Source organism: Phenylobacterium sp. T106 (assembly GCF_057219735.1).
In genome coordinates, this window is the sequence record NZ_JBXVWA010000006.1 from 177,121 (window position 1) to 196,873 (window position 19,753).

A 19,753-nucleotide genomic window follows, 5' to 3' on the forward strand; every position below is an offset into this window, starting at 1 on the left:
GGTCACCTGTTGCGGAACTGGGGAGGGCGGCGCTCGGCGAAGGCGGCCATGGCCTCGGCCTGGTCCTCGAGCGCGAAGGTGGCGTGAAGCATCCGGCGCTCGAAGCGCAGCCCCTCGGCCAGCGAGGTCTCGAAGGCGCGGTTCACCGACTCCTTGATCATCATCACGATCGGCCGGGACGCGCCGGCGATCTGCCGCGCCAGCGCGACGGCCATCGGCACGGCCTGGCCCGCCGGGACGAGGCGGGTCACGATGCCCAGCGCCTTGGCCTCGGCGGCGTCGATGATCCGGCCGGTCAGGCAGAGCTCCATCGCCGCGCCCTTGCCGACGAGGCGAGCTAGCCGCTGGGTCCCACCGCCGCCTGGCAAGGTGCCGACCTTGACCTCCGGCTGGCCGAACTGCGCCGTCTCGTCGGCGACGATCATGTCGCAGGAAAGCGCAAACTCGCATCCGCCGCCGAGCGCGTAGCCCGCGACCGCGGCGATCACTGGCTTGCGGCACTTCGGGATCGGCTCCCAACCCTTGGTGACGAAGTCCTCGAGATAGGCCTGGGCGAAGGACTTGCTGGCCATCTCCTTGATGTCGGCGCCGGCCGAGAAGATGTTGTCCCCGCCGGTCAGCACGATGGCGCCCACGGCCTCGTCGTCCTCCAGCTGCGCCAGGGCGGCGCTGAGCGCGATCATCAGCTCGCTGCCGAGCGCGTTGCGCGCCTCCGGACGCTGCATGGTGATGACGCCGACCCCGTCGGCGATCTCGACGCGTACGGGGGAGGTCGTCATTCTGCAGGCTCCGGGGAACGGTTGAACACAGGCGGACGGCGGCTCGCGAACGCCGCCAGGCCTTCGGCGTAGTCGGCGGTCTCGGAGAGCCGTCCCTGGAGCTGCGCCTCCGCTTCCAGCACCTCGGCCAGCGAGAGGCCGCCAGCCTGGTCGAAGAGCGCCTTCTGCGCCTGGAGGGCGAGGGCCGGGCCCGCGGCGATCCGCCGGGCGAGGTCAGCGGCGCTGGCCGCCAGCACCTCGTCGGCGACGAGCCGGTCCGCCAGGCCAAGGGCGACCGCTTCGGCCCCGTTCACTACCCGGCCGGTGTAGATGAGTTCGAGCGCCGTTCCGCGCGACAGCCGCCGCTGCAGGAAGGCGTGGCCGCCGCTGTCCAGCGCCGCGCCGAGCTTGGCGAACGGCGAGCTGAAGCGGGCCGAAGCGCCCGCCAGCACCACGTCGCAGGCCAGCGCTAACCCGAGGCCGATCCCCATGGCCGCGCCATTGACCGCGGCGATCGTCGGCCGGGCGTGGTCGTGCAGCGCCTGGATGACGGGATTGATGTGGTCGCGGAGGATCTCCGCGGCGCCTTCGCCTGCGGCCGCCTGCGAAAGGTCGCGGCCCGCGCTGAACGCACGGCCGGCGCCGGTGAGCACGATGCAGCGGACCGCCGAGTCGTCGGCGGCCCGAGCCAGCGCCTCGTGCAGGGCGGCCATGTCCTGCAGGCGCAGGGCGTTCATCTTGGCGGGACGATCGAGGGTGATCGTCATCACGCCCGCGTCGGCGCGGCTGCGCACGCCCGGCTCAGCGTCCATGGTCGTCTCCATTCAGGCTGGCGAGCGGGCGGCCCTCGCGCGCGAGCCGCTCAAGGAGCGGCGAAGCGGCCCAGTAGTCGTGGGACGAGGCGGCCCGGAGCCGGGCGAGGGTGTCCACCACCTGGGGGAGGCCCAGCGCGTCGGCATAGGCCATCGGCCCGCCCCGGGAGGCGGGGAAGCCGTAGCCGTGCACATAGATGAGATCGAGGTCCGAAGGCCGGGCGGCTATGCCTTCCTCAAGGATGCGGGCCCCCTCGAGGATCAGCGGCATGGTGCAGCGGGCGACGATGTCGTCGGCCGTGAACGTCAAAGGTGCGACGCCAAGGCGCTGCGCTTCGGCCCGGGCGAGCCTGGCCACCTCCGGGTCATCGACTGGCCGCTTGGGGCCCTCAGGGTAGAGGTAGTAGCCGCGACCGGTCTTCTGCCCCAGCCGACCCAGGTCGACGAGGCGATCGGCGACCAGGTAATAGGCGTCGTCTCCCGGCGCCGCCTGCGGGGTCTCACGACGGGCGCGGTAGGGCACGTCGATGCCGACGACGTCGGCGACGGCGAATGGACCCATGGCCATGCCCCAGGCCGTCATCGCCTCGTCGACCTCGCGGACGCCGGCGCCCTCCAGCAGCATGCGGTTGGCTTCGCGGCTCAGGCCTTCGATCATGCGGTTGCCGGCGAAGCCGTAGCAGTTGCCGACCACGACCCCAACCTTGCCGAGCGCGGCCGCCATGGCACGGACCGTGGCCAGGGTGTCGGGCGACGTCTCGGCGCCGCGGACGATCTCAAGCAGTCGCATCACATGGGCGGGACTGAAGAAATGCAGGCCGACGACGTCCTGGGGGCGGCGTGTCGCCGCCGCGATCCGGTCGACGTCCAGAGTGGAGGTGTTGGTGGCCAGCACGCACCCGGCGCGGCAGATACCGTCGAGCGCCGCGAAGACCTGCCGTTTCAGGTCCAGACTCTCGAAAACCGCCTCCACGACCATATCGGCCTGCCTAAGACCCTCCAGGCTGGAGACCGCCGCCAGGCGCGCGCGGGCCGCGCCGGCCGCTTCCGCCGTCAAGCGGCCCTTGTCGGCGCGGCCCTGGATGTCCGCCTCCGCTCGAGCCAAGCCGCGAGCCAGGGCGTCGGCATCGGCGTCGTAGAGGCGCACCGGGACGCCCGCATAGGCGAAGGCGAGAGCGATGCCGACCCCCATCGTCCCGGCCCCCACGACCCCGACGATGCCTACCGTCTGCGCGCGGCCCCCCTCGTCGTCGGCCGGGAGGGCGGCCCTCCGCTCGGCGGCGGCCAAGTGGGCGCGCCAGGCTCCCGACCCGTCCCCGGCGCTTCCGATGATGTTGTTCATGTGCGTCTATCCGACCGTTGTCCGGCGCCGCCCTGGCCCTGGCCGCGCGCGTGCGCGCAGGACCCCGGCTCGCCCGGTTGCCGCCGAAATACATCAGAACGAGTGGAGACAGACAACGAAAATGTTGTACGTCGCGGTGTGATGCGCCGAGCGTGGCGCGGGTTTGCAGGAGACATCGATGCGCGAAGTGGTCGTGCTTTCCACCGCCAGGACCGGAATGGGCAAGTCGTACCGCGGCGCCCTGAACGACACCGAGACGCCGACCCTCGCGGGTTGGGCGATCGCCGAGGCCATCCGGCGCAGCGGGATCGACCCCGCGCAGGTCGAGGACGTGGTCGTTGGCGCAGCCCACCTGCAGGGCCCGCAGGCGAGCACCCTCGGGCGCTACGCGGCCCTCGCGGCCGGACTGCCCAAGGAGACCGGCGGCATGAGCGTGGATCGTGCCTGCGCCTCGGGCCTGATGGCCCTCGCGGTCGCCGCCAAGCAGGTCGCCATGGACGGGATGGACGTGGTCGTCGCAGCCGGCGCGGAGTCCATCAGCCTCGTTCAGACGCCGAGTATGAACCTCGCGCGTTTCCACGATCCGCGGGTGGAGGCCGCCTGGCCGCAGGCCTATCTGCCCATGCTGCAGACCGCCGAGGTGGTGGCCCAGAGATACGGCGTGTCCCGCGAAGCCCAGGACGCCTATGCGCTGTCGAGCCAGCGACGGACCGCAGAGGCCCAGGCCGCCGGCCGGTTCGACGCCGAGATCTTCGCCGTGCAGACCGAGCGCGTGGTCCCGGACCCGTCCGGTGAGGGTGTCCGGCGCGAAGCGGTCGAGTTGCGGCGCGATGAGTGCAATCGTCCCGACACCACAGCCGAGGGCCTCGCCCAGCTGAAGCCCGTGACCGGCCCCGACGGGACGATCACGGCCGGCAACGCGAGCCAGTTCTCGGATGGCGCCGCGGCCCTGCTTCTGGCGGATGCCGGTTGGGCGAAGCGCCACAACCTCGAGCCGCTGGGGGCCTTCCGGGGCGTGGCCGTCGCCGGCTGCGAGCCGGACGAGATGGGCGTGGGGCCGATCTACGCTGTGCCCAAGCTCTTGGCGCGCCATGGTCTGCGGATGGAAGACATCGACCTGTGGGAGCTCAACGAGGCCTTCGCCTCGCAGGTGGTCTATTGCCGGGAACAGCTGGGCATCCCCGAGGACCGCCTGAACGTCAACGGCGGGGCGATCGCCATCGGCCACCCGTATGGAATGTCCGGCGCCCGGATGGCCGGCCATGTGCTTCACGAGGGGCGCCGGCGTGGCGCCCGTTTCGGGGTGGTGACCATGTGCGTTGGCGGCGGCCAGGGCGCGGCCGGACTGCTCGAAATCTTCTAGTCGGGACGGCGGCGGCCACACGGCCGCCGCCGTGGACGTTAGGCCTCGGTGGGCGCCTCCGCGCGAGCGAACTGTTCCCGCAGCGCCCGGCGTGAGAGCTTCATGTTCTCGGTCTTGGGCAGCGTCTCGACGATCTCTATGCGGGTCGGCATCTCTATCGGCGACAGGCGGCCGGTAAGGAAGGCCCTGAGCTCCGCAGGCTGGAGCGTCTGTCCCGCCCGCAGGACGACCGCGGCGCCGACCGTTTCCCCGCGGTAGGCGTGGGGAACGCCCGCGGCGAGGACGTCGGCGACGGCTGGATGTGCGAGGATCGCGTCCTCGATCGTCCGCGGATAGACGTTGTAGCCGCTGCAAATGATCATGTCCTTGAGCCGATCGACCACCTCCACGAAGCCGTCGACGCCCATGTAGCCAATGTCGCCCGTGCGCAGCAGGCCGTCGCGGGTGAACTGGTCCGGCGCCTCGCGCCGCCAGTAGCCGCGCACGACGCTGGGCCCGCCCAGGCAGATCTCGCCAGCCTCTCCCAGCGGCGCCTCGCGGTCGGGATCGTCCAGCCTGCGGACCTGGAATATGACGCCGGGCATCGGCAGGCCGGTGGCGTCGCGGCTGGCCGAGGCGTCGTCGCCTGGCATCATCACGCCGTTGCATGCGGTTTCAGTGAGGGCGTAGCCCGGCTGGATGTTGAGTCCGGTCCGCGCCCGGAACCGCTGCTTGAGCTCCAGGGTGACGGGGGCGCCGCCGGCGATGACATGCTTCACGCCACGCCAGTCGGACGGGCTGGTGTCGGGCTGCGCCAGCGCCCCCACCAGCATGGTGGGGATCGCGATCAGCACGGAGATCTCGCCGCTGCGTGCGAGCGCCACCAGCTCGGCCGGATCAAACCGATCGATCAGCCGCACCGCCCCGCCCAGCAGAGGGGCGGTGAGCACGAAGCAGATCAGGCCGGTGATGTGGGAGAGGGGGGCGGCCGCGTACCAGCGCTCCTCCCCGGGCGCCAGGCGATCCATCCAGCTGCAGACGGAGTGGCAGCCGACCCAGAGGTTGCCGTGGGTGAGCATGGCCCCCTTCGGGGCGCCGGTGGTGCCGCCGGTGTACTGGATCATGGCCAGATCATCTGGCGAGGACGAGCCGTCCTGCGCCGCCAGCGGCGCCGCGGCCAGCAGATCTTCCAGGCCGAGATCGTCCGGCGGCCCGAGCGCACTGCCTGGCCGCCGACCCCGTCCGGTAAGATCGGCGCCGTCCCGGCGGCAGATCAGGAGGCGCCGCCCGCCGGCGGCCTCGCGCACCTTGGCGGCGACCTCGGGATCGGAGAGCGTGGCCACCAGGACGGGATCGCTGTCTTCGATCATCGTCTTCAGGGCCGGGCCGGCGTACAGCGGGTTTAGGCCGACCCCGACGGCGCCGAGCCGCCAGAGCGCGAAGCAGAGCAGTACATAGGCGGGTGTGTTGGGGAGGCAGACCGCAACCCGATCGCCGGCCTGGACGCCCGCCGCCCGCAGACCGTTCGCGAGCCGGCCGCTGAGCGCCCAGCTCTCCTCGTAGGACAGGCGGAGGTCGCCGAGCCGGAGGTGGGGGCGGTGGCCGTGGCGCTCGGCGGCCTCGCGGAGGATCTCGGCGAGGTTCCGCGGCGCCGCTGTGGGCCGATCGGCGCCTGCGGGGCATTTGCCGCGCCAGAGGGCAGGGTCGTACGCACTGGTCATGGTCATTCTTCCCGGTCTCGCGGTCTGCGCCGCGTGGCTCGTATGAAACATATTTTGCCGATGATGGCGAGAAAGTGTAGCACGCCGGACACGGCCTTCCGCAACGCTTCAGCCCAGCGAGAGAACTGTTGGACATCCTCGAAACACGAACCCCGGCCGGCGTGGCCGTCTTGACGTTCAATCGGCCCGAGCAGCGCAACCCGCTCGACCCGGAGATAGTGGACCAGCTGCTCGTGGCCCTTCGCCGCGTGGCCGACGACCCGGAGGTCGGCAGCGTGGTGCTGACGGGCGCGGGAGGCGCCTTCTCGGCGGGCGGGGACGTCGCCGGCATGGCCGCGGCGGCCGCGCGGCCCGCCGATGTCGCCGCCCTGACCGATAACCTGCGGCGATTGATGACCTGCGCGCGCCTGCTCCACGAGATGCCCAAGCCGACCATCGCGGCGGTCGCCGGGCCTGCCGCCGGCGCCGGCCTCTCCCTGGCGCTCGCCTGCGACCTGCGCGTCGCGTCGCCGGAGGCTCGGTTCATCACCGCCTTCGCGCGCCTGGGCGTCTCCGGCGACTTCGGGGGCAGCTACTTCCTCTCGCGCTTGGTCGGCGCCGGCCGCGCGCGGGAGCTCTACTTCCTGAGCGAGCCGCTACGCGCCCAGGACGCGCACGCCTGGGGGATCGTCAACCGGCTGGTGGAGCCCGGCCAGGCGCTGGACGTCGCGGTGGCCTGGGGCGAGACGCTGGCGGCCGGGCCGCGCCAGGCCCTGGCGGCGATGAAGCGCAATCTCAATCTCGCCGAGGAAGGGCGCATCGACCTGTCGTTGGACCAGGAGGCGGCCCTGCATGTGCAGACCTTGCGCTCGGCCGACCACGCCGAGGCCGCGGCGGCCTTCCTCGCCAAACGGCCTCCGCGCTTCGGCGCCGCCTGATCAGCGCAGCGCGGCAAGCGCCCGAAGGGTCCGGTTAGGCGGGCTCCGCAGCAGCACCGGCCCGCCGGGATAAAGACCGAGGACCTCTGCCTGCTCGGCGGCCTCCTTGAGACCCTCGGCCAGGGCTTCAGGGCTCCAGCCGCCGGCCCTGTGATGAGGCTGGGCCCCGTTCCAGGGGTCGTAGAGCACCACGTCCGGCCCTTCGACGGCGAAGACCCGGCCGGTGAAGCGACAGAGCGGCGAGGCCAGGTAGGCGACGAGCGGCGTGACGTGCTCGGGGGCATGGCGGTCGAAGCCCGCCTGCTGGGGCATCTGCTGGAGAACCATGGGGTCGGCCTGGGCGAGGCGGGTTCGGCCGCAGGGGGCCACGGCGTTCACCCGGACGCCGAGCGGGGCCAGCTCCTGGGCATGGGCGTCGGTCATCGCCGCCACCGCCGCCTTGGCGCCGATGTAGACGCTGTTGTCCGGGATCGGATGCAGCGCGACGGGGGAGGTGGTGTTGACGATCGCCCGGCCGGAAGCCGCACCTGCGCCCCGCCATCGCCGCGCCGCGAAATGGCTCAGCGCCGCCACCGCCTTGAAGTGGACGCCGGCCTCCAGCTCGAAGTCCTCCTCCGTCAGGTCGGCGAGCGCCGCCGGGCGGCTGATGCCGGCATTGTTGACGACAATGTCCAGCCTGCCGAAGCTGGCGTAGGCGGTCTCCACGAGCGCCTCTGCGGACGGCCAGCGCGAGACGTCGTGTTGGCTCGCCGCGGCCTGACCGCCGCGGGCGCGGATCTCTTCGACGACGGCGCGCGCCGGCGCGGCGTCTGCGCCGCCCCCGCGGGTGGTCCCCCCGACGTCATTGACCACCACGGCCGCGCCTAGGGCGCTCAGGCCCAGCGCATGGGCGCGCCCGAGCCCGCGTCCCGCGCCCGTGACGATCGCAACCCTGCCGTCGAGCAGCGCCATGTGTCTCTTCCTGACTTGATGAACGGATCAGAGGATCCCGGCTCGGCTGGCCTCGTCGAGGGCCGCCGCCCTGAGCGCGGGCGCGCGCGCCGCCACTTCCGAGGCGTCGGCGGCCGCGGCCGTCCCGTTTCGCACCCGGGCGCCGATGCCGGCGCAGATGGCCGTGGCGCGGAACAGGTTGAAGACGATGCGCCAGGCAAGTTCCGGGGGATCGCGGCGACCGGCGCCGTCGCAATAGGCGGCGATGATCGCCGCTTCGTCGGGAAGGCCGGGGAGCTGCCCCGCAAGGCCGCCGAGTTGGGTGGCCCCGTCGGCGGGCAGTCGCCAGTGCATCAGGAGATAGGCAAGGTCGGACAAGCCGTCGCCGAGGGTGGCGAGCTCCCAATCCAGGACGGCGAGCGGCGCAAGGTCGTCGCCGAACAGCACGTTGTCGATGCGGTAGTCTCCATGCACCAGGACCGGCGGGCTCTCTGGAGGGCGGGTGCGCGCCAGGGCGTCGATCAGGCGCTCCATCTCTGCGTCGCCCGAGGATTCGGCCGCCCGGTGTTGGCGCCCCCAGCGGCGGAGCTGGCGCTCGAAGTAGCCATGCCCTTCGCCGAACTCGGCCAGGCCAAGCGTCCGCACGTCTAGGGCGTGGAGGCGCCCAAGGGTGCGGGCCAGTTCGTCATAGGCCTTCGCCCGCGCCGCCGGCTCGAGCTCCGGCAGCGCGGCCTTGCGGAAACTGCGGCCCTCCACGTGCTCCATAACGTAGAAGGCGACGCCGATCACCGCCTCGTCCAGGCAAAGGCGCAGCGGGCGGGGTACGGGGAAGCCGGTGGGATGGAGGCCGCGCAGCACCGCAAACTCCCGGTGAATGGCGTGGGCGGTCGGAAGCAACGGGCCCCATGGGCGACAACGCACCACCACGCGCGTCGCGGGCCCTTCGACGAGGAAGGTCGGGTTCGACTGCCCGCCGGTGAGACGTCGAACCTCCGCCGAGGGACCCGCCGGCACGCCGGCGGCGATCAGCCAGTCCGCCAGGGCGGCGGCGCGCGTGGGGGTCATTTCCCCGTTCGGGCCGTCGCCGGCAGAGGCCGTCACCGCCGTATCCGCCTGCGCGCCGATCAGAAACTCACGCCGAGCTGCACGCCGATCTGGCGGCCGCGGCTGGTGGTGAGGTAGGTCGCCCCGCGCATGCCGGGCACGTCGCCGCCGACCTCGCCAAAGAGTTCGTCGGTCAGGTTGCGGCCGAACAGGGCGAGCCGCCAGCGCTCGTCCGGGCCGACGAGCTCCACCCGGGCGTCCAACAGGCCGAAGCCGTCCTGCTTGAGCAGGGGGTCGATGGACGGGGCCGCGTGATAGGCGCTGCGGTAGTTGTAGCTGGCGCTGTAGACCAGCTCGTAGGCCCCGAGGTCCTGCCGGTAGCTCGCGTTCAGGGCGGCCGTGATCTTCGAGACATAAGGCCCGGTCTTGCCGCTCAGGTCCTGGGAGCAGCCGACCGGACGAGCCACGTTCTGCCCCGAGGTGCAGCCGGCCCCCTGGAAGTTCAGGTACTCGAAGTCGGTGTAGCCCAGAGTGCCGTCGAGCGTGAGCGCGGGGGTGGGCCGCCAGGTGAGTTGGGCCTCGGCGCCTTGGCTGCGGGCCTTGGCGGCGTTGCCGACCACATAGTTGGTGCGGCCGTCGAAGACGCTCACCTGCAGATCGTCGATCTCGGAGTAGAAGGCGGTCAGCGCGTAGCTGACGGTGCGGTCGGCGAAATAGCCCTTGGCGCCGGCCTCGTAAGAGGTCGCCTTCTCGGATCGGAAGCTCGCGAGGTTGCGGTCGGCTCCGGCGTAGAGGGGGTCGAAGCCGCCCGACTTGGCGCCGTACACCGCACGGCCGAAGAGCATCAGGTCAGGCGTCACATTGTACCGGACGCTGACCTCGGGCATCAACTCGTCCTCGTCGAGCCGCAGGTCCTCGAACACGTGCGGAACGCCAAACAATTGTCGGAAGACCGGGCCGTCGATGGCGGGATTGGGCCGACCGGTGATGACATCGGCGGGGATGGCCGCCTGGTCCCCGCGCTTGTGCACATCGGTCCAGCGGGCCCCGGCCGAAATCTCCAGCGCCTCCACGGGCCGGACCGTCAGGTTGAAGAAGGCGGACAGGGTCCGCGAGTCCTGGTCGAGGCGGTTCAGCCGCGCGCCGGCGAAGTTCAAGGGCGCCACGACCCCTTCGAAGACCAGGGTCGTGTCGAGGGCGTCGTCCTGGTAGTAGCCACCGACCAGCAGGTCGACGCGATCGCCGAACGAGGTCGAGAGCCGGAGCTCCTGGCTGAACTGCCGATAGTCCTCGCGTTGCCAGAAGTCGATGATCGGCAGCGGCGTGATGTCGCCTTCAATCGCCTGGTTGTAGTCGTAGGCGATGTAGCCCGTCGTCGAGACGAGCTCGAACCGCCCGAGGTCGATGGCGGCGCGCAGCAGATAGGTCTGCTGCTCCATGTTCCGCTCATCTTGCTCGCGCCCTGGCACCGGGTTGGGACGGCCGACGAACCGGCGGCGATCATAGCGCGTCTCGGTGAACGCGGGATTGTTCAGCAGGTTGGTCACCGCCTGAGCCGTGAAGCCAAAGAGCTTCAGGTCGACGTGCTCGGCCTTGAACATCAGGTCCACGGCCTCGTGCGGCTGGAACTCCAGCACGCCGCGGATGGCGTTGTTGGTGTAGCGCGGCTCGGTGGTCAGCTGGCCGTTGACCACCGACTTGAGCCAGCCGCGGTCGAGGTCCTGATGTTGCCCCGAGATGCGGATGGCGGCCCGTTCGCCGAGCGGGATGTCCACGCCGCCGTTCAGCACGAGCTCTTGGTTGCGGAATTCGTAGCTGGCGTCGGCGTTGCCCGCGAAGGTGCGGCCCGGCCGCTTGGTGGTGAGCGAAATCGCCCCGCCCGTGGTGCTGTTGCCGAGGAACAGCACTTGGGGTCCGCGCAGCACCTCGATCTGCTGCATGTCGAAGAAGGGCAGGTGCGCCTGGGTGCCTCGGCCCAGGTAGAGTTCGTCGATGAATACGCCCACCGCTTGTTCGAAGCCGGTGTTTGAGCCCGATCCCACGCCACGGATATAGTTGAACGGGTTCACCGCGCCGGTGGAGGCGCGGAAGTTGGGGACGCGGACCGACAACTCTTCCAGCCGTCGGACGCCGGCTTGTTCCACGGTCTCGCCCGATAGCGCCGTGACGGACAGGGGTGTCGTCTGGGCCGTCTCCGCCCGACGTCGGGCTGTGACCACGACCTCGTTCAGATCGGTGGCCGCGCTCGTCGAGGCGGTCGCGCCTCCGTCAGGGGCGTTCAGGGATGCGGCCCCGTCCTGGGCGGCGGCGGCCGACGCTCCCAAACCCAGGATCAAAGCGGTGGTGGACAGTAGCGCCCTGCGGACCTTGCTCATGAACGTTCCCCTCCTAAGGCGGCGCGTTTCAGCGCCTTGCTCGCAACGTGACTCAAAACAGAGAGTGAAACAATAAGAAAATGTTGTACATGGGATCCCGCCTTCCGGGACGGCAAGCACGCACTTGCCTGTTTACACGTGGCGATTTACGAGACACAAAATGAACGCCTGTAGATTGCAATTTTGTATCAAACTGCGGCGCAGGGTTGCCGCGCCGCTTCCCGCACCGGGAGCGGGGGCGTGAGCGCGCTCTTCGACCTCAGAGGCCGCGTGGCGATCGTCACCGGCGCTTCGAGAGGCATAGGCGCCGCGGTCGCGCGGCGCCTCGCCGAGCACGGCGCGCGCGTTGTGGTTTCAGCCCGTAGGCTCGAGGCCTGCCGCGAGGTGACCGAAGCCATCAACGCCGCCGTCGGCGGCGAGGCGGCGATCCCGGTCGCTGCCGACATCGGCGACAAGGCTTCGCTGGAGGCGCTGGCGTCCCGCTGCACGGCCGCTTTCGGCGCCGCCGACATCCTCGTCTGCAACGCAGCCTCTAATCTGCATTTGGGCGGGCTCAGCACGATCCCGGACGACGCCTTCGCCAAGACGCTGCGCAACAATGTCATCGCCAACAATTGGCTCGTCCAGCTCACCGCTCCGGCCATGATCCGCCGCCGCCGCGGCTCCATCATCATGGTCTCCTCCATCGGAGCCTTCCGGGGCACCGCCGTCGCGGGAGCCTACGCCATCTCGAAGGCCGCGGACCTGCAGATGGTGCGCAACCTGGCCATGGAACTCGGCCCCCACAATGTGCGGGTCAACGCCATCGCGCCGGGACTCGTACGCACCCAGTTCGCTCGCCCGCTCTGGGAGGATCCCGGCACGCTCGCGCAACTGACGGAGGGAACTTGCCTGGGACGGATCGGCGAGAGCGACGAGATCGCGGGAGCGGCGGTGTTCCTGGCGTCCGACGCCGCCACCTTCGTCACCGGCCAAACCCTGGTGGTGGACGGCGGCGCGCTCGCGGTCTGACCCGAATTCTTCGCGCCGGCCACCGTCGCCGGCGCCCCGATTGAAGGGAGATGAGGCTGTTGACCCTAAGACGCATTCACTGGGCCGCAACGACCCTGTCGTTGCTGCTCGGCCTAGCTCACCTGGCCCTAACGCCGATGTTCCATCCGCAGCTCGGGGAGCCGGCCATGTGGTGGGCCGGCTCCGGCTTGGCCGTGGTGCTGGCCGGGCTCCTGAACCTGCAGCTACTGCTGCAAGGCGCCTCGCGGCCGATCGTCGTCACGGCGAACCTGGCCACGGCGATCTTCTGGGCGGGCCTCGCTCCGGTGGTTCGCGAGCCGCAAGTGCTCGTCGGCTTCGCCGCCTTCGTGGTGCTGACCCTCACCGGTTGGCGGCTCGCGGGCCAAGCGCGGTGACCGGCGATAATGCGCCTTCGATCCGATGGGCCGCCAGGGCGCGGCGCTCGGACATCGGCGGCCGGCGGCAGGCGGGGGCGGGTGCGCTCCGCGGCGGCGCAGCGCTCCTTCTGGCCGCCTTCATGATGACGCCTGGGGCGGCCGCGCAAGGCGCGGCGCCCCGCGCCGCGGATGGTCGGCCCGACCTGTCCGGCGTGTGGACCAACGCCTCGCTCACTCAGCTGACCCGTCCGCCCGGCGTCCAGGCGCTGGTGGTCGGGGCCGAAGAGGCCAGACGGATCGCGGCGGCCAATCCGGTTGCCCGGGTGGTGGCCGCCGACCAGGGGCCTTCCGACGTCAACGACGGGCTGTTGAGCGACGGCAACGCAGCGATTGGCTACAACGCCTTTTGGCTGGACCCCGGGCAGAGCCTCGGCGTGGTCGAGGGCCAGTTCAGGACTTCGTGGATCGTGGAGCCGTCCAATGGCCAGCTCCCGCTTTCGGTGGCGGGCCGCGCGCGGGTCGCTGCGACCGAGGCGCGGCTCAAGTCGGACCCAGACAGCGGTCCGGAATCGCTGACCCCCTGGGACCGCTGCCTGATCAGCTCGCGGGGGGCAGGCGGACCGGGCATGCTCAACACGATCTACAACAGCAACTACCAGATCGTGCAGACGCCGCAGGCCGTGGCGATCCTCGCCGAGCAGGTGCACGACGTCCGGGCCATCGAGATCTTCCCTGATCGCGCCGCCGCCTTGGCGGCTCCGCGACCGCCGCCGCAATGGCTCGGCCACAGCGTGGGCTGGTGGGAGGGCGATACCCTCGTGATCCACACGACGGGCGTTTTGGCCGAGCAGGGGCGCCATGGCCCCATCTACCTCACCGAAACGGGGCAGGTGACGGAACGCCTGCGACGGGTTTCGCCCCAGCAGATCCACTATAGCTTCCAGGTGGAGGATCCCGGCTATTACGATCAACCCTGGCGCGCCGAGATGAGCCTCAACGCCATCTCAGGGCCGATCTACGAATTCGCCTGCCACGAGGGAAACTACGCGCTCAGCGGGATCCTGGCTGGAGCCCGGGCCAGCGAAGCCGAGCGCGCCGATCCCGCCAGCAGATAGCCGCGGGCGAGCGATTAGCTACACGGGTCAGTCCAGCGACGATGCGACGAGCTCCCGCAAAGGTGTCGCGGCGTCGCAGAGCTGCGACACGGGGATCGACCGGCCAACCAGGCGGCGCGCGGCGGCGAAGTCCCGACCGCCGTTGAAGGCGAGGACGCCGCGGATCCGGCCCTCGGCGAAAGCGAAGCCCAGGAAGTCATCGTCCGGCCGGCCGCCGCGCAGGACCAGAGGCGCGTCGGGGGCGATCTCCCCCGCCAGCTGCACAACCCCGCCCGCCTGGTCCGACCAGACGTACGGGATTGACGCCGGCGCTGGCTCGCCTCCGAGGAGGCGTTGCGCAGTGCGGCGCCCAGCGTCTTCCGCCGCCTGCTGCTGCTCGGAACGGCGGCCGGCTAAAGGCCCCTCGACGAAGCGCGCCGCGTCTCCGGCTGCGCCGACGCGCGGGTCGATGGTCAAGCCTTCTGCGCCCACAAGCACCCCATCGCGGCAAGCCAGTCCCGCGGCCGCGGCGAGCCGATCCTCCGCTGCCGCGCCCACCGCCAGCAGGACGGCGTCGGCCCCGAGCCTGGCGCCGTCGTCGAGTTCGACCCCGTCGACCCGGAGATCACCCAGCAGGCGTACGGCCCGGCGCCGTCGGAGCACCTCCACGCCAGCGCGCTCGTGTCGGGCTCGAAGGAGGCGGCCGCCGGCGGCGCCGAAGGCGCGAACCATCAGCTCTGGGAGGGCCTCTACGATCGTCACCTCGCAGCCAAGGGCGAGGGCGCTCGACGCAACCTCGGCCCCGATCACCCCGCCGCCGATCACCACCAGGCGTCCGCCGCGACGCAGCGTTGCGGCGAGCGCCTCGGCGTCGGCCGCGGTGCGCAGGGTGTGGACCCCTTCGAGCGCCAGCCCGGGCAGCGGGGGGCGGATCGGCGTCGCGCCGGTCGCCAGCAGCAGGCGATCGCATTGCACCCGCCGGCCCCCGTCGAGGTCGAGGGTGAGTCCGGCGAGTTCGAGCTGGCGCGCCCGGGATCCCAGCCGGAGGTCGAGCTCCAGCGCCTGGAGGTCCGAAACCGAGATCAGCGGAAAGCCTGTCGCCGCCTCTCCCGCGAGCACCGCCTTGGAGAAGGGGGGGCGTTGAAGGAGCGCATCAGGATCGGCGTCGATAACGGTCACGCGGCCGTCGAACCCCTCGGACCGCAGCGCCTGGGCCGCTGCGAGCCCGGCGGCGTTCGCCCCGACGATGCCGATGGCCTCAAGCTTGCTCATCGCGTCCTCGACTCGCGGGCGGGCGTCGCAGGAGCGGCCTCGCCCAGCGTCTCCACCGGCGCATCAAGACACTTGCGTACGGCGAATGCGGGCAGGCGAGACCGCTCGCGGCCGGCTGCATCCCCGCCCGCGGCGACGGACAGCGATACTCCTGAGTAGCCGCCTTAGCCATACAAGTCCTCCCGCGCGGGCGCCGCGGCGCAGCACCTGCACCCTACGACATACAGTAGTGTATGTGGCTGTCCAGGTTTTAGCAGGCTCTGCCGTCAGCTAGCGGCGCCCGCCGCGGCGAGCGCCCCGATCAGCAGGCCGGGTCGGGCCAGCAGCGCTTCGCAGCGGGCGCGAGCCGACGCCAAGGCCCGGCCCTCCGCTGTGGCGCTCAAGATATTGACGCCGATTCTGAAGGTGTAGCTCAGCAGGGCCAGCGCCTGCGCTTCAGCCTCCGGAGCGCCGCGCCGACGATGAAGTTCGGCGAGGAACGCCATGCGCTCGGCGTCCACCTGCGCGAGGAGTTCACGCGGAGCGGGCTCTTCCCGCGCCCATGCGCGGATCGCCGCTTCCAACGCGCCCCCGGGAACATCCGGGCGGTCCTGGCTGGACAGCAGGGTGAGGCGTTCCAGCGCCTCGTCCGGATCGGTTGACGTGCGCCGCAACCAGGCTGTGACCCGGCGCGTGTTGGTCGCCCGCCATGCCTCCAGCATGGCGTCCAGCAACTCCTCCCGGTCGGCGAAGTGGCCGTAGAAACCGCCTTTCGTGACGCCCAGTCGCTTGGCGAGGACCTCGACCCGCACCTTTTCGACGCTCGACGCCGCCAGGACGCTCAGCCCCTCCTCGATCCATTGCGCACGGCTGACGCGCACCGGCGCGCCGCGCGGTCGCGGCTGCACCTTAGTCCCGCTCATGGCGCCTCTCCTCGCGTGGCCATCGGCGAGTGAGTAGCGGCGTCCGGCTGGGGCGCCAACTTGCGGGTGAGCGCCAGGTCGCGCACAGCCTGCCCTCCACCTCGCAGCGACCGGCCGCGCCGCTGTGATTCCGCATGGTTGGCGGAACGGGTCCGGCGTCGGAGGGCTGCGACCCCTGGCCTTCAGGTCAGCGCCGGTTGCCGCAGCCCGCTGTCGGAGACGTCTGCGGCGTCCTGGCCCGCTTCGAAGGCAGCCAGGGCGGCGTCGCGCTCCGCCAGCGCGCCCGCCGTCGCCGCGGCCTTCACATGCCCATAGCCGCGCATGCCCTGCGGGTAGGCTGCGACCCGCGCCGCCGCGGCCAGGCGCTCCGGGGTCAGGTCCGTGATCAGGCGCTCGACCACCGCTTCGTAGTCGACGATCGCTTGCCGCTCGTGACGGCGTTCTGCGGTGTAGCCCAGCGGGTCGAACGGCGTGCCGCGCAGTCGCCGACCCTGCGCCAGCAGGCGGAGGATCGGCGTCAACCAGGGCCCGAAGGTCATCTTCTCGGGCTTGCCGGTGGCCGGGTTGCGCTTCGCTAGGAGTGGCGGGGCGAGGTGATAGCGAACCTTAAAACCGCCCTCGAAGGTCTCCGCAAGACGGCCCTGGAACTCGGCGCTGGTGTGCAGGCGGGCGACCTCGTACTCGTCCTTATAGGCCATCAGCTTGAACAGCGAGCGGACGACGGCCCAGGTGACGGCGCGGGTCTCTCCTCCCGCGGCGGCCTCCGCCTCCTCGACCCGAAGCACAAGCCTCAGGTACCGGTCCGCCCAGGCGCGGTCCTGGTAGGCGGTCAGGAACGCCACCCGACGCGCCAGCGCCGTCTCCAGGTCCTCGGAGAGATCGCGGGAGCGGAGCGGGGCCGTCGGATCGCGCGCGCCGGCGGTCGCCTGGTCGGCGGCCGCGCGAACCGCCTCAGGGGCCAAAGCGATCCAGCGTCCGATCGAAAGGGCGCGCTTGTTGAACTCGACCTGCACCCCGTTGAGCTCGATCGCCTGTTCGACGGCGTCCAGGGAGAGCGGCAGGAGCCCCTTCTGCAGAGCGACGCCGACCATCATCATATTGGTGGCGATGCTGTCGCCGAGCAGGCGCACGGCGACGTCGGTCACGTCCACGAACAGTGACCGACGGGGCTCGGCCAGCGCTTGCAGGCGTCGGCGTATGCGTCGGCCCTGGAAGTCCATGTTCGGGTTCAGCTGGAATGCGGCCGTCGCGACCTCGTGATCGTTGACGATGGCCACCGTGTCGCCGGGCCGCAGCGTCGTGACGGCCGCCGAGCCGCCGGCCACGATGAGGTCGCAGGCGAGCAGGACGTCGGCGGCCTCCGGGGAGATGCGCGCCGCCGTCAGGTCTGCCTGGCTGCGGGCGATTTTCAGGTGGCTCAGCACCGCCCCGTTCTTCTGGGACATGCCGATCATGTCCATGATCGAGCTGGCCTTGCCCTCGATGTGGGCGGCCATGCCGAGGATGGCTCCGACGGTGACGACCCCGGTGCCCCCGATACCGGTGATGAGCACCTGACAGACGTTTTCGAGCGGCGCCGGGGTGGGGAGCGGCAGGGGCGGCGGGCGGGCCGCTTGCGACGCGGCCGGGCTACGACCTTTCAGCGCGCCTCCGGTGACCGTAACGAAGGACGGGCAGAAGCCGCGGAGGCAGGAGAAGTCCTTGTTGCAGTTGGACTGGTCGATCTCGCGCTTGCGTCCGAACTCGGTCTCAAGGGGCAGGACGCTGACGCAATTGGACTCCCGAGAGCAGTCGCCGCAGCCCTCGCAGACCAGGTCGTTGATGAACACCCGCGCCTGCGCGTCGGGCAGGCTGCCGGTCTTGCGGCGCCGGCGCTTCTCCGCCGCGCACATTTGTTCGTAAAGGATGACGGTGACGCCCGGCGTCTCCCGAAGACGCCGCTGGATCGCATCCAGTGCGCTGCGGTGATGCAGGGGCACGCCCGTGGGCAGGTCGCTCGGGGCGTAGCGGTCAGGTTCGTCGGACACGACGACCACCTCGGCGACGCCTTCCTGCATCAGTTCCGTGGCCATCTGGGCCACACTGAGCTGACCTTCGAGGGGCTGGCCGCCGGTCATCGCCACGGCGTCGTTGACGAGGATCTTGTAGGTGATGGTCACGCCGGCCGCCACGGCGGCCCGCACGGCCAGGAAGCCGGAGTGGTAGTAGGTTCCGTCGCCCAGGTTCTGGAAGATGTGCGGCGTCTCGGTGAAGGGCGCGATGCCGATCCAGTTGGCGCCTTCGCCGCCCATCTGCACCGGCCAGGTGTGGGGGCGGTCGGCCATGTTGATGGCCATGACATGGCAGCCGATCCCGGCCAGCGCCTCAGAGCCCTCCGGCACGCGGGTCGAGGTGTTGTGCGGGCAGCCGGAGCAGAAGAAGGCTGGCCGCACGATGTCGGTGAGCGGGGCCTTCGGCGTCGGATCGATCCGCGAGGCGAGCTGGGCCACCCGGTCCCGAAGAATGTCGTCCTCCAGGCCGCGGTCCCGGAGCACCCGCAGCAGGCCGCTGGCGCAGGTCTCCGCATTGAGCTCGCCGGCCTGGCTGAACAACGACCGCCCGGTGAGGTCGGTCTTGCCCAGCACGGCGGGCCTGCGGTCGGCGGGAAGGTTGAACAGCAGGTCCTTGAGTTGCGGCTCGATCAGGCCCCGCTTCTCCTCGACGACGAGCAGCTGACGATAGCCCTCGGCGAAGGCGCGCGCCTGCTCGGGCTCGAGCGGCCAGGTCATGGCGGGCTTGTAGAGCCCGATGCCCAAGGCGGCGAGGCGGGCGGCGTCCAGCCCGAGCGCCTCCAACGCCTCGACGACGTCGAGGTAGACCTTGCCGGCGGCGATGATGCCCACCTCGCGCCGGCGGTGCTTGAAAAGGACGCGGTCCAGGCCGTTGGCGCGCACGAAGGCCTGGGCCGCCGGCAGCCGGTGGTTGACGGCGAGGTCCTCGTGTTGGAGCGGGTGCAGGCCCTTCCGGATGTTCAGCCCGCCTGGGGGAGCCTCGAAATCCTGCGGCGTGCGCCACGCATGTGCGGTGCGGGCGAAGGCCGTACCGGTCGCGTCGGCGCTGTCGTTCACGCACTTGAACCCGGCCCACAGGCCGGCGTAGCGGGACAGCGCGATGCCGAGAGCGCCGTAGTCGAGATACTCCTGAACGTTGGCCGGATAGAGCACGGGGATAAGCGCCGCGATCAGCGCCTGCTCGGATTGGTGAGCGGTCGTCGACGACTTTCCGACGTGGTCGTCGCCGGCCAGGACCAGAACGCCGCCGTTCCGGTGTGCGCCGGCCAGGTTGCCGTGCTTTAGCGCATCCCCTGCGCGATCCACGCCCGGGCCCTTGCCGTACCAGATCGCGAACACCCCGTCGTGACGCGCCTTGCCAAACCAGTCGAACTGCTGGCTGCCGTAGACGGCGGTGGCGGCGAGTTCCTCGTTCACGCCGGGCTGGAAGCGCACATCGTGCTCCTGCAGCCGGCGCTTGGCGCGCATGAGGTTGAGGTCGTAGGTGCCGAGCGGCGAGCCCCTGTACCCTGAGATGAAGCCGGCGGTGTTCAGGCCGGCGAGCCGGTCGGCGCGTTTCTGCGCCAGGGGAATGCGCACCAGCGCCTGCGCGGCCGAGAGGAAGATCGGGCCTTCGTCGCGGGTGTATTTGTCGTCAAGGGTGATGTCGTGCAGGCCCATCGGGCGGAAAACCTTCGTGCGACTAGCGGCGAGTGGCGGCGGCCGGGCGGCCGCGGGTGGCCGCAGCTCGCAGGAAACGGAGAGATCGCGGCGCGGCCGTCGTCTGCGACGGGGACCGGGTTGGCCGGGACGCGCCGGCGCGCGAT

Annotated in this window: 15 protein-coding genes; 5 read left to right on the forward strand and 10 right to left on the reverse strand. The window is 70.8% G+C overall.

Features of this window, described 5'->3' with window-relative positions; translation table 11 throughout:
• Positions 1 to 2: 2 nt before the first annotated feature.
• From AC2D8W_RS15295 to AC2D8W_RS15305, 3 genes are read right to left on the reverse strand one after another with little or no spacing between them, the layout of a single operon-like run.
• Complete coding sequence (locus AC2D8W_RS15295; protein ID WP_484672239.1) at positions 3 to 779, reverse strand: enoyl-CoA hydratase-related protein; 777 nt, start codon at positions 777 to 779, stop codon at positions 3 to 5.
• Positions 776 to 1,570, reverse strand: a complete 795-nt coding sequence (locus AC2D8W_RS15300) for an enoyl-CoA hydratase/isomerase family protein (protein ID WP_484672240.1) — start codon at positions 1,568 to 1,570, stop codon at positions 776 to 778. The genes AC2D8W_RS15295 and AC2D8W_RS15300 overlap by 4 nt, the downstream gene beginning before the upstream one ends.
• Positions 1,560 to 2,912 carry a 3-hydroxyacyl-CoA dehydrogenase gene (locus AC2D8W_RS15305; protein ID WP_484672241.1) on the reverse strand — a complete coding sequence of 451 codons (1,353 nt, stop codon included), beginning with the start codon at positions 2,910 to 2,912 and terminating at the stop codon, positions 1,560 to 1,562. Before AC2D8W_RS15305 ends, AC2D8W_RS15300 begins: the two co-directional genes overlap by 11 nt.
• Positions 2,913 to 3,090: 178 nt before the next feature.
• Between AC2D8W_RS15305 and AC2D8W_RS15310 the strand changes: the two genes are divergently transcribed.
• Entirely contained in the window at positions 3,091 to 4,275 is a 1,185-nt protein-coding gene (locus tag AC2D8W_RS15310) for an acetyl-CoA C-acyltransferase (RefSeq protein WP_484672242.1), read from the forward strand.
• Positions 4,276 to 4,313: 38 nt separating this feature from the next.
• Here AC2D8W_RS15310 and AC2D8W_RS15315 read toward each other — a convergent pair whose 3' ends face one another.
• Positions 4,314 to 5,981 (reverse strand): class I adenylate-forming enzyme family protein, encoded by a 1,668-nt coding sequence (locus AC2D8W_RS15315; protein ID WP_484672243.1) that lies wholly within the window; start codon positions 5,979 to 5,981, stop codon positions 4,314 to 4,316.
• Positions 5,982 to 6,103: 122 nt separating this feature from the next.
• Here AC2D8W_RS15315 and AC2D8W_RS15320 point away from each other — a divergent pair, with 122 nt between their 5' ends.
• Entirely contained in the window at positions 6,104 to 6,892 is a 789-nt protein-coding gene (locus AC2D8W_RS15320; protein ID WP_484672244.1) for an enoyl-CoA hydratase-related protein, read from the forward strand.
• On the opposite strand, the gene AC2D8W_RS15325 is transcribed toward AC2D8W_RS15320, so the two are convergent.
• Genes AC2D8W_RS15325 through AC2D8W_RS15335 form a run of 3 tightly spaced genes read right to left on the reverse strand, consistent with a single transcriptional unit; the run spans position 6,893 to position 11,241 of the window.
• Positions 6,893 to 7,843 (reverse strand): SDR family NAD(P)-dependent oxidoreductase, encoded by a 951-nt coding sequence (locus AC2D8W_RS15325; protein WP_484672245.1) that lies wholly within the window; start codon positions 7,841 to 7,843, stop codon positions 6,893 to 6,895.
• Between the two features lie 27 nt (positions 7,844 to 7,870).
• Entirely contained in the window at positions 7,871 to 8,887 is a 1,017-nt protein-coding gene (locus AC2D8W_RS15330) for a phosphotransferase family protein (RefSeq protein ID WP_484672246.1), read from the reverse strand.
• Positions 8,888 to 8,946: 59 nt separating this feature from the next.
• Complete coding sequence (locus AC2D8W_RS15335) at positions 8,947 to 11,241, reverse strand: TonB-dependent receptor (RefSeq protein WP_484672247.1); 2,295 nt, start codon at positions 11,239 to 11,241, stop codon at positions 8,947 to 8,949.
• 270 nt (positions 11,242 to 11,511) lie between these two features.
• On the opposite strand from AC2D8W_RS15335, the gene AC2D8W_RS15340 reads away from it, so the two are divergent.
• The 3 genes from AC2D8W_RS15340 (at position 11,512) to AC2D8W_RS15350 (ending at position 13,744) form a co-directional block, all read left to right on the forward strand.
• The gene (locus AC2D8W_RS15340) at positions 11,512 to 12,252 is read left to right on the forward strand and encodes an SDR family NAD(P)-dependent oxidoreductase (protein ID WP_484672248.1); all 741 of its coding nucleotides are present in this window, start codon (positions 11,512 to 11,514) and stop codon (positions 12,250 to 12,252) included.
• A gap of 59 nt (positions 12,253 to 12,311) precedes the next feature.
• Complete coding sequence (locus AC2D8W_RS15345) at positions 12,312 to 12,647, forward strand: hypothetical protein (protein ID WP_484672249.1); 336 nt, start codon at positions 12,312 to 12,314, stop codon at positions 12,645 to 12,647.
• 122 nt (positions 12,648 to 12,769) lie between these two features.
• Complete coding sequence (locus AC2D8W_RS15350; RefSeq protein ID WP_484672250.1) at positions 12,770 to 13,744, forward strand: hypothetical protein; 975 nt, start codon at positions 12,770 to 12,772, stop codon at positions 13,742 to 13,744.
• A gap of 27 nt (positions 13,745 to 13,771) precedes the next feature.
• On the opposite strand, the gene AC2D8W_RS15355 is transcribed toward AC2D8W_RS15350, so the two are convergent.
• The 3 genes from AC2D8W_RS15355 to AC2D8W_RS15365 form a co-directional block, all read right to left on the reverse strand.
• Positions 13,772 to 14,995 carry an NAD(P)/FAD-dependent oxidoreductase gene (locus AC2D8W_RS15355; RefSeq protein WP_484672251.1) on the reverse strand — a complete coding sequence of 408 codons (1,224 nt, stop codon included), beginning with the start codon at positions 14,993 to 14,995 and terminating at the stop codon, positions 13,772 to 13,774.
• 266 nt (positions 14,996 to 15,261) lie between these two features.
• Positions 15,262 to 15,897 (reverse strand): TetR/AcrR family transcriptional regulator, encoded by a 636-nt coding sequence (locus AC2D8W_RS15360; RefSeq protein ID WP_484672252.1) that lies wholly within the window; start codon positions 15,895 to 15,897, stop codon positions 15,262 to 15,264.
• A 182-nt stretch (positions 15,898 to 16,079) separates the two neighbouring features.
• Complete coding sequence (locus tag AC2D8W_RS15365; protein WP_484672253.1) at positions 16,080 to 19,607, reverse strand: indolepyruvate ferredoxin oxidoreductase family protein; 3,528 nt, start codon at positions 19,605 to 19,607, stop codon at positions 16,080 to 16,082.
• Positions 19,608 to 19,753 lie beyond the last annotated feature (146 nt).